14 protein-coding genes are annotated in these 14,369 nt (G+C 44.5%); 11 read left to right on the forward strand and 3 right to left on the reverse strand.

The features are described from left to right. Positions 1-3: 3 nt before the first annotated feature. The 9 genes from LRR81_RS02410 (at position 4) to LRR81_RS02450 (ending at position 9,078) form a co-directional block, all read left to right on the forward strand. Positions 4-816, forward strand: a complete 813-nt coding sequence (locus tag LRR81_RS02410; protein ID WP_231787696.1) for a pyruvate, water dikinase regulatory protein — start codon at positions 4-6, stop codon at positions 814-816. A gap of 296 nt (positions 817-1,112) precedes the next feature. Further along, on the forward strand, positions 1,113-1,586 hold the full coding sequence (locus tag LRR81_RS02415) for a YaiI/YqxD family protein (RefSeq protein WP_408631577.1): 474 nt from the start codon (positions 1,113-1,115) through the stop codon (positions 1,584-1,586). 33 nt (positions 1,587-1,619) lie between these two features. Continuing rightward, the gene (dnaG, locus tag LRR81_RS02420) at positions 1,620-3,437 is read left to right on the forward strand and encodes a DNA primase (RefSeq protein WP_231787697.1); all 1,818 of its coding nucleotides are present in this window, start codon (positions 1,620-1,622) and stop codon (positions 3,435-3,437) included. A gap of 113 nt (positions 3,438-3,550) precedes the next feature. Then, a complete protein-coding gene (gene rpoD / locus LRR81_RS02425; protein WP_231787698.1) occupies positions 3,551-4,663 on the forward strand; it encodes an RNA polymerase sigma factor RpoD in 1,113 nt (370 codons plus the stop codon). 130 nt (positions 4,664-4,793) lie between these two features. After that, positions 4,794-5,339 carry a hypothetical protein gene (locus LRR81_RS02430; RefSeq protein ID WP_231787699.1) on the forward strand — a complete coding sequence of 182 codons (546 nt, stop codon included), beginning with the start codon at positions 4,794-4,796 and terminating at the stop codon, positions 5,337-5,339. 96 nt (positions 5,340-5,435) lie between these two features. Then, positions 5,436-6,575 carry an acyl-CoA dehydrogenase family protein gene (locus LRR81_RS02435; protein ID WP_231787700.1) on the forward strand — a complete coding sequence of 380 codons (1,140 nt, stop codon included), beginning with the start codon at positions 5,436-5,438 and terminating at the stop codon, positions 6,573-6,575. 123 nt (positions 6,576-6,698) lie between these two features. Further along, a complete protein-coding gene (gene cccA / locus LRR81_RS02440; RefSeq protein ID WP_231787701.1) occupies positions 6,699-7,052 on the forward strand; it encodes a cytochrome c550 in 354 nt (117 codons plus the stop codon). A gap of 197 nt (positions 7,053-7,249) precedes the next feature. Beyond that, positions 7,250-7,960, forward strand: coding sequence for a tRNA (adenine(22)-N(1))-methyltransferase (locus LRR81_RS02445; RefSeq protein WP_231787702.1), 711 nt, complete (start codon positions 7,250-7,252; stop codon positions 7,958-7,960). Further along, entirely contained in the window at positions 7,957-9,078 is a 1,122-nt protein-coding gene (locus tag LRR81_RS02450) for a Nif3-like dinuclear metal center hexameric protein (RefSeq protein ID WP_231787703.1), read from the forward strand. Before LRR81_RS02445 ends, LRR81_RS02450 begins: the two co-directional genes overlap by 4 nt. Positions 9,079-9,243: 165 nt before the next feature. Here LRR81_RS02450 and LRR81_RS02455 read toward each other — a convergent pair whose 3' ends face one another. Together LRR81_RS02455 and LRR81_RS02460 are read right to left on the reverse strand one after the other, a co-directional pair. Next, entirely contained in the window at positions 9,244-10,191 is a 948-nt protein-coding gene (locus tag LRR81_RS02455; protein ID WP_231787704.1) for a 4-hydroxy-3-methylbut-2-enyl diphosphate reductase, read from the reverse strand. Positions 10,192-10,309: 118 nt separating this feature from the next. Then, positions 10,310-11,026, reverse strand: coding sequence for a YqfQ family protein (locus LRR81_RS02460; protein ID WP_231787705.1), 717 nt, complete (start codon positions 11,024-11,026; stop codon positions 10,310-10,312). 179 nt (positions 11,027-11,205) lie between these two features. Between LRR81_RS02460 and LRR81_RS02465 the strand changes: the two genes are divergently transcribed. Beyond that, positions 11,206-12,519 carry a DEAD/DEAH box helicase gene (locus LRR81_RS02465; protein ID WP_231787706.1) on the forward strand — a complete coding sequence of 438 codons (1,314 nt, stop codon included), beginning with the start codon at positions 11,206-11,208 and terminating at the stop codon, positions 12,517-12,519. 11 nt (positions 12,520-12,530) lie between these two features. Further along, positions 12,531-13,424 carry a deoxyribonuclease IV gene (locus tag LRR81_RS02470; RefSeq protein WP_231787707.1) on the forward strand — a complete coding sequence of 298 codons (894 nt, stop codon included), beginning with the start codon at positions 12,531-12,533 and terminating at the stop codon, positions 13,422-13,424. 447 nt (positions 13,425-13,871) lie between these two features. Here LRR81_RS02470 and LRR81_RS02475 read toward each other — a convergent pair whose 3' ends face one another. Continuing rightward, positions 13,872-14,126 carry a DUF2624 family protein gene (locus LRR81_RS02475; RefSeq protein ID WP_231787708.1) on the reverse strand — a complete coding sequence of 85 codons (255 nt, stop codon included), beginning with the start codon at positions 14,124-14,126 and terminating at the stop codon, positions 13,872-13,874. Between the last annotated feature and the right edge of the window lie 243 nt (positions 14,127-14,369).

The raw sequence follows: 14,369 nt of genomic DNA on the forward strand, positions 1-14,369 counted from the left end.
GGGATGAAAAACAAAACACTTTACGTCGTTTCGGATTCTGTCGGGGAAACAGCTGAGCTGGTCGTAAAAGCTGCGATCAGCCAGTTCAGCGGGGCATCTGCCCACACAGCCGTCAGGCGGATTCCTTATGTTGAGGATAAAGAGACAATTGCAGAAGTTGTCAATTATGCAAGCACGGATCATTCCATTATATGTTTTACGCTTGTGGTACCGGAGCTGCGCCATTATTTAATCCAGGAGGCTGAAAAAAAAGGTGTTCCTTACCATGATATTATGGGGCCCCTCATCGATCAGATGGAAATCTCCTATGGGAAAAAAGCGAAATACGAGCCAGGACGTGTCAGAAAGCTGGATGAGGACTATTTTAAGAAGGTAGAAGCCATTGAATTTGCTGTCAAGTATGATGATGGAAGGGATCCAAGGGGTATTTTAAAGGCTGATATCATCTTAGTCGGTGTGTCGCGCACATCCAAAACTCCTCTTTCTCAATATCTGGCACACAAGCGGTTTAAGGTTGCAAATGTTCCAATCGTCCCTGAAGTGGAACCGCCTGAAGAGCTCTTTATGGTTCCGCCTGAAAAGTGCATTGGCCTTAAAATCAGTCCGGAAAAACTGAATAATATTCGCCGGGAAAGACTGAAGTCGCTTGGTTTGAATGACAAGGCGATATATGCTAATATTGAACGGATTAAAGAAGAATTAACCTATTTTGAAAATATTATCAGCCGAATTGGCTGTCATGTGATTGATGTTTCCAATAAAGCAGTAGAAGAAACTGCTAATACCATTCAAAATATGATGATCAGCAAAAGCTGAAAAAAACTCAGGGCATTCTGCCGGATTCCGGTCTGAAATACCCTGAGTTTTATCATCTATAAAACATATTGTGCAAAATTCGGAAGAATAGCAGAAAAAATGCTGGAAAATCCCTGTGAATTGCATTATAATAAAAAATTGTGATAAATTTACTTATTTTTAGGTTTAGACTTTGATTCAAGAGAATAAACTATTTATTAGTATGTGTCAAGAATTCCTGCTAAAAATATTTCGACAAATTTCCTGCTTCCTTTCGCGAATAGAAAAGAAGGATTTTACCGGAGTGATGGAGAATAGTGAAAATTGACGAAAAAAAGCCGAAAATTTATGTTGATGCAGATGCCTGCCCTGTAAAGGCTGAAATAGCTTCAGCCGCGCGAAAGCATGGCATTGAAACGATTTTTGTCGCTTCTTACAATCATGCATCCACTGAAACCTTTAATGGGAAATGGGTGTATGTAGACACAGGGAAGGAAGCAGCCGATCTTCAAATCGTAAATATGGCACGTTCCGGTGACATCGTTGTGACTCAGGATATCGGGCTTGCAGGACTTCTCCTGAAAAGAGATGTTATTGTCCTTACTCCAAGGGGTAAACAATATACAGAAACTAACATTGGCACAGCGCTGGAGTTCCGGTATTTGTCTGCAATGGAAAGACGCAGCGGGAACTATCTAAAAGGCCCTAAAAAGCAGACTGATGAAGACAAGCATGCTTTTTCCAGCCAGCTTGAAAAAATCCTGTCGAATCTTGCAGGGATTAATGGCTGAACAGCGAATTAAAAGTAGCACGGAGTTGTTAGCATGGCAAATCGGATTCCCGGGGAGATTATTGATAAAGTTCAGCAATCTGCCGATATTGTAGAAGTAATCGGCGAATATGTGCAATTAAAAAAACAGGGCCGAAACTATTTTGGGCTTTGCCCCTTTCATGGTGAAAGCACTCCATCGTTTTCCGTTTCACCAGAGAAGCAGATTTTCCATTGCTTCGGATGCGGTGCGGGCGGAAACGTATTTTCTTTTTTAATGCAAATGGAAGGAACCGAATTTGGAGAAGCAGTCCAAAAGCTTGCAGACAGGCAGCATATTGAGATGCCTGAATCAGTGCCTGCAATGTCCTCAGACCGGGGTCAAAGTGCAGACGAAAAGAAAATGCTGGAAGCGCATGAACTGTTAAAGAAATTTTACCATCATTTGCTCGTAAACACAAAGGAAGGCGAAGAAGCGCTGGACTATTTAACAGGGCGCGGATTTACGAAGGAAGTCATTGAAAAGTTTGAAATTGGCTATTCTCTTCCATCATGGGATTATGTAACAAGATTTCTGACGAAAAGAGGGTATGATCCATCATTGATGGAACGGGCAGGACTGCTTGTCAAAAAGCAGGAGAGCGGTGATTTCCTCGACAGGTTCAGAAACAGAATTATGTTTCCCATTCACGATCATCATGGCAGCACGGTAGCCTTTTCCGGCAGGGTGCTCTCAAAAGAGCAGCCGAAGTATTTAAACAGTCCGGAAACAAAGCTGTTCAATAAAAGCAGGCTGCTGTATAACTTTTACCAGGCGAGAATACATATACGCAAGCATCAGGAGGCAGTCCTCCTTGAGGGCTTTGCGGACGTTATCTCCTCCGTATCTGCTGGGGTTGAAAATGCGGTCGCCACAATGGGAACGTCCCTTACAGAGGAGCAGGCGAAAATTTTAAAGCGCAATTCCTCCGCTGTTACGATCTGCTATGATGCAGACAGCGCAGGGATTGAGGCAGCCATGAGGGCCGGCAGTACGCTTTCCGGTATGGGCGGAACTGTAAAGGTAGCCCTGATGCCGGACGGATTTGACCCCGATGACTACATTAAAAAATTTGGCGCAGCCAAATTCAAAGATGATGTAATAGGGGCAAGCGTTTCTTATATGGCCTTCAAACTCCGGTATTTCAAAAGAGGGAAAAACCTTCAGAATGAAACGGAGAGATTGCAGTATATAGAGCAGTCTGTCAAGGAAATCAGCCAGCTTCAAAATGCTGTTGAACAGGAAATTTATTTAAAGCAGCTTTCTAGTGAATGTTCAATCAGCATTGAAGTATTAAAAGAGCGGCTGCAGGAGCTGAGAAGAAGCGCCCCAAGGGGTGCGAAGAATCAGCAGGCGGCAAAGCCCAAGGCTGCAGCTGTCCAGACGCGGACACCCAATAAACGAAGACTTCGGCCCGCATTTCATAATGCGGAGCGGATGCTGATCGCCCATATGCTTCGGAACAGCGAGCATGCAGAAAGAGTTCTTGACCTGGTAGGCCTCCAATTTAATATTGAAGAACATCGCGCTATTGTTACTTACTTATACGCTTTTTATGAAGAAGGAAATGAAGAAAACATCAGCTCTTTTTTGCAGAAACTGCCGGATCCAAAGCTGTATGACATTGTTTCAGATATAGCAATGATGCAGATAAATGATGAATTTTCCGAGCAGGAGCTGCAGGATTATGTGCGGCAGGTCTTGAATCATCAAAAAATGTTAATCATAAAAGAAAAAGAGCTTGAGAAAAATGAGGCTGAAAGACAGAAGGACTACCTGCAGGCTGCTAAAATCGGCATGGAGATCGTTCAGCTGAAGAGGTCTTTTAAATAGACGCCCGCATTTGGGGCAGTCAGTGTTTTACATGAATCGGAACCTTGGTTTGCCGGGATATCCTGTTCACTATTTTGATTAATGTGCTGTAGAGTTTGGAAGGAGGGGATCCAATGGCTGACAAACAAACCCATGAAACCGAATTAACATTGGAACAAGTAAAGGATCAGCTTACGGAACTTGGTAAAAAACGAGGCTTCCTCGGGTATGAAGAAATTGCAGAACGCATGTCCAATTTTGAGATGGAATCAGATCAAATGGACGAATACTATGAATTTCTTGGTGAGCAAGGTGTTGAGCTTCATGGTGAAAACGAAGAAGCGACAGACCCTAAAATACAGGAACTTGCAAAAGAAGAAGAATTCGATCTTAATGACCTGAGCGTACCTCCGGGCGTTAAAATCAACGATCCTGTCCGTATGTATCTGAAAGAAATCGGACGTGTAGACCTGCTTTCTGCAGATGAGGAAATTCAGCTTGCCCTCGGCATTGAAAAAGGCGATGAAGAAGCGAAGCGCCGTCTTGCTGAAGCAAACCTGCGTCTCGTTGTCAGCATTGCCAAGCGTTATGTAGGGCGAGGCATGCTGTTCCTTGATTTGATCCAGGAAGGCAACATGGGATTAATGAAGGCTGTTGAGAAGTTTGATTACCGCAAAGGATTTAAGTTCAGTACGTATGCCACATGGTGGATCCGCCAGGCAATCACAAGAGCCATTGCCGATCAGGCGAGAACCATCCGTATACCGGTTCATATGGTTGAAACCATCAACAAGCTGATCCGTGTGCAGAGGCAGCTGCTTCAGGATCTTGGGAGAGAGCCTTCACCGGAAGAAATTGCAGAAGATATGGACCTGACTCCTGAGAAAGTCAGAGAAATTCTTAAAATTGCACAAGAGCCGGTTTCACTTGAAACACCAATCGGTGAAGAAGACGATTCTCACCTGGGAGATTTCATTGAAGATCAGGATGCTACTTCTCCATCTGAACATGCAGCCTATGAGCTGCTGAAGGAGCAGCTTGAGGACGTCCTGGATACATTGACAGACAGGGAAGAAAATGTGCTGCGTCTCCGCTTCGGGCTCGATGACGGGCGCACTAGAACGCTTGAAGAGGTAGGCAAAGTATTTGGCGTAACCAGAGAAAGGATCCGCCAAATAGAAGCGAAAGCTCTTCGTAAGCTTCGCCACCCAAGCAGAAGCAAACGTCTTAAAGACTTTCTTGAATAGAACACTTCAGCAGGCGGACAAACATCCGGCTGCTTTTTTTTGTTTATTTGGAAACGCTTACGAAAAAACTTGTTTACTTCCAGCTGTTCCATTTTTAAAATAATATAGAGTACATCAGAGGGAGCGACCTATGGAACAGCAGCGAAAAGCCATTATCATTCAAGAAATTATTTATTGGAAAGAAAATAAACTACTGCCTTCTGCCTATTGCGATTTTCTGCTGGCTCTTTATACAGGAGGACAGGAAGCATCAGAACCAGAAGGAACTGCTGCAGCAAAAAACAGAACGGCCATAAGAAGCACGCTTTTTGTGACCTTTTTGCCGCTTGCCTTTCTTGCAGGTGCTTTGCTTGTCATTTATTTTACAAAATTGCCTGCTGTTTTGCAAATAGCGATAGCAGGATGCTTCTTCATCTGCAACGCAGGTGTGATTTATGCTGCACGAAAAACGCGAGGTATGGTTCTTCCCTTAGGTACAGGTGCCGCACTGCTTCTTTTGCTCTCCATGTATGCAGCTTCCTTATTAATGCCTGATTCAAGGCACGCTGCAGCAGCAATTGTTCTGATCAACTGTATCCTTTGGGTTTTGACTGGGATAAAGTTTAAAGCAAAGGTGCTTTTTTTCATTTCAGCTGCAATCGGATTCTCCTTTGTGCTTTATCAATACCTCCATTAATGTTTTACAAAAATAAAATAATAATTTTAAAAGTTGTGAAAACACTTTCAAAAAACTATAATAGTTATGTAAGCGCGTACATACAGGGGGGATAGTATGAATTTTGAATTAACGCCAGAACAAAGGCTTATTCAAAAGACGATCAGGGAGTTTGCAAGGGAAGAGGTTGAACCTGGAGCTGAAGAACGGGATAAAACAAAAGCTTTTCCAAAAAAGATTTTTGAAGACCTTGGACAAATGGGAATGCTTGGTCTTCCATTTCCGGAAGAGTATGGGGGAAGCGGAGCAGATACAATCAGCTTTGCTATTGTAACAGAGGAACTTAGCAGGGCTTGCGGCTCTGCAGGGATCACCTATTCAGCTCACATATCACTTGGCGGTGCGCCAATTTATCTGTTTGGAACGGAAGAACAAAAGAGAGAATATCTCCCGAAAATCTGCAGCGGAGAATCTCTCGGCGCTTTTGGACTGACGGAACCGAATGCAGGCTCTGACGCAGGAGGCACAATGACTGAAGCAAAAGAAGAAGGGGACAGCTTTGTTATTAACGGAAGCAAGTGTTTTATCACCAATGCTTCCTATGCCGATTTTCTAGCGTTAACAGCCGTTACAGGCAGAGATAATGGACAGAAGGAAATCAGTGCCATTATCGTTCCGACAAATGCAGAAGGCTTTCAAATCAATGATAATTATGACAAGATGGGCCTGAATTCCTCCAATACGACTGAGCTTGTGCTGGAAGATGTCAGAGTGCCGCAGGAAAATCTGCTCGGCGAAAAGGGAAAGGGATTTAAACAATTCCTGATTACCCTTGACGGAGGAAGGATTGGGATAGGGGCAATGGCAGTGGGACTTGCTCAGGCTGCCTATGAAAAAGCCCTGAACTACGCTAAAGAAAGAAAGCAGTTTAACAGAAGCCTTTCTTCCATGCAGGCCATCCAGTTTAAGCTTGCTGACATGGCAATGAAAATTGAGCTTGCGCGCACGATGGTATACAAAGCAGCCTGGCTGAAAGACCAGGGAAAACCGTTCACAAAAGAAGCTTCCATGTGCAAGCTGTATGCTTCTGAAATTAGTTCAGAAGTTGCCAATCAGGCGATTCAAATTCATGGCGGATACGGCTATATGAAAGATTACCATGTTGAACGGATTTTAAGAGACACCAAGCTGACAGAAATAGGAGAAGGAACGAGCGAAGTGCAGCGAATGGTAATCGCAAGGCAAATCGGCTGCTGAACCCATCTGGGGAGAAATTTGAATGTTTTGTGAATTTCCTTTCCCTGATTGGTAAATTAAAGTAAAATAGATGGTGATAGACAGTCCTTACATATTTCACCATTCAAATTAGGGGGGGACCAGATGAAGCGCAATCCGCTAGTGCCTTTTGCATTAATTGCCATTCTTGGAATCGGTCTAATCTTTTTATTATCCTTTAAAGGCCTTGGGGACAATACGAAACTGGCCGGCAAGGAAGAAAAGCCAAAGACTGCTGATACGGCCAATGCCACTCCTGAAGAAATCTATAAGCAAAACTGTCTGCAGTGCCATGGTGACAAATATCAGGGCGGTGCGGGACCTAAGCTTGCCGGTCTTAATGCAAGTCCGGAAGAAATCAAAAATCAGATTAAAAACGGCGGCGGCGGAATGCCTGGCGGACTGGTTCCGCCTGAAAAGCTCGATGAAATGACAAAATGGGTCAGCTCTTTAAAATAGGTGCAGGCCAAATGAAAAAAAGATAAAAACAGTATCCTTCCTTTGCTTAGGCAAGGGGTTTTTTTATGGTCCAAAATCAGAGATTTGCGGGGGCTTTATTGGTTTTAGAGGAAATAGAATTCATATGTTATGATAGAAAGGAAGTTGTGGAAACACTAGGTAACGTCAGTATATGAAAGATAGGTTTGGTGGTTAAAATGAATGAAATGAAACTTTCTCAAAGGCTGCAGAAAGTTGCAGATTACATACCGGAGCAATCGGTTCTGGCTGATATCGGGTCAGACCACGCCTATTTGCCCTGCTATGCAGTGAAAAACGGCATTGCTAGAGCTGCGATCGCAGGAGAGGTAGTGGAAGGACCCTATCTTTCTGCTGTTCAGCAGGTACAAAAAAGCGAATTGGAATCTTTTGTTTCTGTCCGGAAAGGCGATGGGCTTCAAGTGCTTGAAAAGGGTGAAGCCGGCTGCATTACGATAGCAGGAATGGGCGGAGCTTTAATTGCAAAAATTCTCGAGCAGGGAAAAGACAGGCTCAGCGGCAAGGAGAGACTTGTGCTTCAGCCGAACATTCATGCGATGCACATCAGAAAATGGCTGCTGCAATATGAATGGGAGCTGAAAGATGAAGAAATCCTTGAGGAAGACGGTAAAATTTATGAAATTCTGGTTGCCGAAAAAGGGAATCCTACAGAGCCATATCAACATATAGGCCTTGAAGCCGGCATGCTTTTAGGGCCTTTTTTAGCCAAAGAAAAGAATGAGGTTTTTTTGAAAAAGTGGACACATGAGCTAAAGCATTGGTCATCCATTATAGAGAAGCTGAACGAAGGCACACTCAATGAAGATAACTTGGCCAAAAAGCAGGAGCTTGAGCATCGCATTTCTATAGTAAGGGAGAGTGCGCTATGAGTAAAACACCGAATGGATATGAAGTGATCCAGCTTTTTGAAAAATTTTCACCAAAGAAGTATGCAGTTGAAGGAGACAAAATCGGCCTGCAAATCGGCACGCTGAATAAGCGTGTGAAAAATATTATGATTGCCCTTGATGTGCTGGAAGAAGTGGTCGATGAAGCCATCGAGAAACAGGCGGATTTAATCATTGCGCATCATCCGCCGATTTTCCGGCCGTTGAAAACGGTGCAAACCGATCAGCCGGCAGGCAGAATACTAGAAAAATGCATCAAAAACGATATTGCTGTTTATGCAGCACACACAAATCTAGACGTTGCAGAGGGCGGAGTGAACGATTTGCTCGCAGCTGCGCTCGGTTTAACGGATACAAAGATTTTAGCTCCAACAGATCAGGTAAAATTGAAAAAGCTTGCGGTGATGGTTCCAGCCAGTCACACGGAAGAGGTGAAAGCCGCGGCGGCAAAGGCAGGAGCTGGACATATCGGCAGCTACTCGCACTGCTTTTTCAGCGCAAAAGGAGAAGGGCAGTTTCTCCCGCTGGAAGGCACAGATCCTTACATCGGCGAGCAGGGGAAATTAGAGAAAACCGAAGAGCTGAAGCTTGAAACCATTTTCCCTGAAGAAGTTCAGCGTGCTGTCATCCAAGCGGTCGTGAAGGCACATCCATATGAAGAGCCAGCCTATGATATTTATCCGCTTGATAACGAAGGTCCTAAGCTCGGACTTGGCCGTATTGGACTGCTCGAAGAGGAAATGACCCTTCAGCAATTTGCAGAGCATGTAAAGAAATCACTTAATGTGGAAAAAGTGCGGATGGTTGGAAAAAAAGACAGCCAAGTGAAAAAAGTAGCTGTGCTCGGCGGTGACGGCAATAAATATATTTCACACGCAAAATTCCAAGGCGCTGATGCCTTCGTTACTGGCGATCTTTACTACCACACAGCCCATGAGGCCATAATGATGGGGCTGAACGTCATTGACCCAGGCCACAATGTGGAAAAAGTCATGAAACAGGGAGTAACAGACGTGATGCTTGCCATGTGTGAAGAAAACAACTACGAAGTCAGCATCTTTCCATCAGAACCGAATACAGATCCGTTTGAATTTATTTAAATCAAAAAGGGAAGCAGGCAGAAGCCTGTTTCCCTTTTTTGAATGTGTTGTCAGAAGGTGCGCAAAAACGAAAGAGATAGTATGCCAGTGTGCAAATAAATGAACAAGTGCCGCATTTAAAATGCGAAAACCAGACCATCATTAAAAAACGCTTACTCAATAAAATCAGTTGCTCTTCACTTTCACTTTAGGCAATATCTTTTTCAGCGGCACCGGCTGATTGAGATTCCATGTTTCTTCTTTTTCAGAGTCATATTGCTCCAGAAATTTAATCACTTCTTTTGTAATCGGAGTCGGTGTGGATGCACCTGCAGTAATAGCTACTTTTTGGACTCCTTGAAGCCATTCAAGCTTCAGTTCGGACAAGTCTCCGATCCGGTAGGCTCTTGTGCCGGCAATCTGCTCGGATACTTGTGCAAGCCTGTTGCTGTTATTGCTTTTTGGATCGCCGACAACGATGGTTAAATCGGCATCTTTCGCCTGCTCTGCAACGGCTTCCTGGCGTACTTGCGTCGCAAGGCAGATTTCCTGATGAAACTCAACGTGCGGGTATTTTTCCTTGATTTTTTCCATAATGTCGTAAACGTCCCATTGGCTCATTGTAGTCTGGTTTGTAACAATCAGCTTGCTTCGAGTCACATGCAGCTTTTCAATGTCTGCTTCAGATTCAACTAAATGAACGATCTCAGGGGCAACGCCGACAGCGCCCTCCGGCTCTGGATGTCCCTTTTTGCCAATGTAAATGACTTCATAGCCCTCGGCTTTTTTCTGCAGGATCAAGTCATGTGTTTTTGTTACATCAGGACATGTAGCATCAATGGCAACAAGTCCCCGTTCCTCAGCAATCTTTCTCACTTCTGGAGAGACGCCGTGAGCGGTGAAAATAACTGTACCCTTATCGACTTTTTTTAATATTTCCAGTCTGTTGCTGCCGTCAAGAGTGATAATTCCCTCATCCTCGAAAGCATCTGTTACGTGTTTATTATGAACGATCATACCTAAAATGTAGATCGGTCTCGGCAATGTTTTATCCATCGCAGCATTTTTAGCAATCACCATAGCATCAACAACGCCATAGCAGTAGCCGCGAGGCGCAATTTTAATCAATTCCATATAACTGTTCTTCCTCCTTATTGGGAAAGAATTGAATGAAAAAAGCCGGATTACGGCTTTTTACTCTCATTATCTCAACCTTCATTATAAAGGAAGAACCGGAAGATTTCAAAGCTTGTTACACATACAGGCGAGGGGAAGAGGTTCCGCGTGTCTTTTTAGGAGATGCTTCTTTCACGGCTTCAGCCTGTTCTTCTCCTGCATCTCCTTCAATAGAAGCTGCTTTTGCTGCAGACTGTCTTTTAGGACGCTGCTGAAGGGGTTTGCTTTGTTCTTGTTGAACAGGTTCCGCTTCTGCTTTTGTTTCTTCATTTCCGCTTTCGTCATCACTGCCGCCGCTCTTCAGCTGGGTGTAGATCCGGTACATAGCCGGAAGGTTACGGACAAGCGGTCCATATTGCTGGATCATCGGGGTAACCTGCTGGGCCATTCCAAGGGCTTTCTGCACGTTGCCAAGCATGCCTGAAATGTTGGAGGGATTAGCAAGACTCTGAAGGCCCTGTGCAGCGCCGCCGATGCCTGAACCGCCCTGTGCTGCACCTCCAAGACCAGCGAGTCCCCTGGCTGCGCCGCCAGCTGCCTGGCCGCCGGCTCCCTGTCCGAAAGGCAGAATTTTTGACAGCAGTCCTCTAATTCCTCCGCCGCCTGCTCTTCCGGCCGCCTGCTGCATTCCGAAGTTTTGTCCGCCAAGCATTCCTCCAAAAGGGGATCTTGCTCCCTGATTCATAAATCCATTTAACGGCTGGCCCCCGTTCATAGGCATTCTTCCTGGGACACGCATCATTCCTCTCGGCTGCATCGGTCCCATCGGAGGCATGGGTCTTTGTGGAAACATGGGTTTGCTCCTTTCTATTGCACTTTCTGATTTAATGTATGCATCACAGGGATAAAATGTTTTCATGGCGGCTAAGCGGTAAAATCAGGGCTCCGATGGCGTTTTAGGAAGGAATCGTTTATAATGTTGAGATGGATTAGGAAGAGAGTATAATCCTTAAAAAGGAGCTAATAAAACAAATGAAAGAAACAAACTTTGAACGGTTCGGACTTAAACCCTTTATTATATCGGCTGTCAGCGAACTTGGATTTAAACAACCTACACAAATCCAGGAGAGGCTGATTCCAGCGGTATTAAACCGCGAAAGCGTTATTGGCCAGTCTCAGACTGGAACGGGAAAGACGCACGCCTATCTTCTCCCGCTGTTAAACAGCCTTGACCCTGAGCTTGATGCTGTCCAAGTTGTTGTAACAGCGCCAACGAGGGAATTGGCAAACCAGATCTTTTTGGAAACCCAAAAAATTCTGAAGCATTTTCCTTCTGAAGCCACAGCGAAATTATATATCGGAGGAACGGACAAGCAGCGGACGATTGATAAGCTGAAAAAGCAGCCTCAGGTTGTTATAGGGACGCCAGGAAGAATTCATGATTTGATTAAAGAAAAAGCACTGTTCGTTCACCAGGCAGCTGCCATGGTAGTAGACGAGGCTGATTTAATGCTTGATATGGGATTTTTAGAAGACGTGGATGCCATTGGGGCGCACATGCCGGAAGATTTGCAGCTGCTTGTCTTTTCAGCGACAATTCCTGAAAAATTAAAGCCTTTTCTTAAAAAATATATGGAGAACCCTAAATATTCTCACGTACAGCCTTCACAGGCGGCAGCGGAGAAAATCCAGCATATGCTTGTACCTGTCCGCCATAGAAATAAAACGAATCTTGTCTTTGAGATGCTGAAGGCTTTTAATCCATATCTTGCCATCGTATTTACCAATACGAAAAAGAAAGCGGACGAAGTGGCAGACGGCCTTACCGCAAAAGGACTGAAAGTAGGAAGAATTCATGGGGATCTGACGCCGCGCGAACGAAAGCAGATGATGAAGCGTGTCAACAGCCTTGAATTTCAATATGTTGTGGCCACAGACCTTGCTGCAAGGGGCATTGATATTGATGGTGTCAGCCATGTGATCAACTATGAGCTTCCTTCAGATCTTGATTTTTATATCCACCGTGTCGGCAGAACGGCAAGAGCCGGCTATTCAGGAGTGGCAGCAACGATTTATGAACCTTCTGATGAGGATGCACTGGCAAGGCTTGAAAAGCTCGGAATCAGTTTTATCCATCAAGACGTAGGAGCAGGAGAATGGAAAAAATTAGATGACCGCAAGCGCCGTCTGAAAAGAAAAAGAGAAGCAGATGAGACAGACGCGGCAGCCCGCCGTCTTGTTCAGAAGCCTTCCAAAGTAAAACCTGGTTATAAAAAGAAAATGAATAGAGAAATGGAAGAGTTTAAAAAGAGACAAAGAAGAATTAACAGAAGAAACAGCAGGTAGGGGGGAAGAGCATGTTGAAAATCGGATCTCACGTTTCGATGAGCGGCAAAAAAATGCTGCTTGCAGCAAGTGAAGAAGCAGCCTCATACGGCGCCAGCACCTTTATGGTATATACGGGAGCGCCTCAAAATACCCGCAGAAAAAAAATAGAAGACCTTAACATTGAAGCGGGACAGGCTCATATGAAGGAAAATGGCATTTCCGATATTATCGTTCATGCTCCTTATATTATCAATATCGGAAACACGTCAAACCCTGCAACATACGAGCTTGGAGTGGAATTCCTTCACTCTGAAATCCAGCGCACGGCTGCCCTTGGTTCAAAGCAGATTGTTCTCCATCCTGGAGCACATGTGGGGGCAGGAACTGAAGCTGGCATTAAAAGAATTATTGAAGGATTGAATGAGGTTCTTGAGCAGGATCAAACCGTGCAAATCGCATTGGAAACAATGGCTGGAAAAGGATCAGAGTGCGGAAGCTCATTTGAAGAGCTCGCCATGATCATCGATGGCGTCACCCATAATGAGCACTTATCCGTTTGCTTTGATACATGCCATACACATGATGCCGGCTATGATCTGATTAATGATTTTGATGGCGTTCTCGAGGAGTTTGACCGGATTGTCGGGATCAGCAGGCTTAAAGTGCTGCATGTGAACGACAGCAAAAATCCGATCGGAGCCAGGAAAGACCGCCACGAAAACATAGGCTTCGGCCATATCGGCTTTAAAACGTTAAACAGCATCATTCATCATCCGCAGCTTGCAGATGTTCCGAAAATCTTGGAAACTCCATATGTCGGGGAAGACAAAAAAAACCGCAAGCCGCCGTATAAATTTGAAATTGAAATGCTTAAAACACAGGAGTTTAACGAAAATCTCCTTGAATACATTCTGGCTCAATAAACTAAAAAAACCGGCAGGAGATGACTCTGACCGGTTTTTTTCATTATATAGGAATTTTTAAATGCAATTGATAGCAGGTAGCTTCAGCCGCTAGCCCGATCTGAGCCGCTTCGAAAATTTCCAAAAAGTCAAAGTGCGGACTTTTCGGGATTTTCCTCCAGCGCTTTTCGGTGCTGAACGAGCGGCTTCCGCTTTTCTCTGTCCAGCTCCAGCCGCTAGCCCGTTCTGAGTCGCTTCACAAAAATCTAAATAGTCAAAACCGGACTTTTCGGATTTTTGCTCCAGCGCTTGTCGGGGCTGAACGAGCGGCTTCCGCTTTTCTCTGTCCAGCTCCAGCCGCTAGCCCCTCGAGTCGCTTCGGAAAATCCCAAAAAGTCTAAAACCGGACTTTTCGGGATTTTCCTCCAGCGCTTGTCGGGGCTGGACGAGCGGCTTCCGCTTTTCTATTCACCCTGTGAATTTCTTCAGCAGCAGTCCAACCTGATCGGCTGTTTCTTTAGAAGTAATCTGGGCAACTTTCTTGAGAAGCTCATTTCGCTCTTGTTCGTCAAAAATATTGATGCTGCTTCCTTTAATCAGCGCGGTTATTTTTGAGGCCTGCGCCTGACTGATGACAATTTTATTTTGCTTTGCAAGCTGAAGCAATTCGGATTCACTCATGCCGCTCAATTTTTGATTGATGATCTTTTGAAATAGTATCATTTCTGAAAATCCCTCCTCTAAAAACAATGTATGGGCTCAGACAGAAACGGTGCACAACTTTTTTAATCCATTTGGAAAATGCTAGCGAAAAGCAGGCTTACTTGTTAAAAGGGAAAAGCTTTACAAATCTACAGCATCCATGTATAATTTCTACGGTGAAAGATTGTTCGGAAGAATGGTCCAGCAAGAGGCGGCCATTTTATTTTTTTGAAGAATAAATCGTAACGATTCTTATTAATGCGG

Origin of the sequence: Metabacillus kandeliae, assembly GCF_021166585.1 — a bacterium.
Lineage (GTDB): Bacteria > Bacillota > Bacilli > Bacillales > Bacillaceae > Metabacillus_B > Metabacillus_B kandeliae.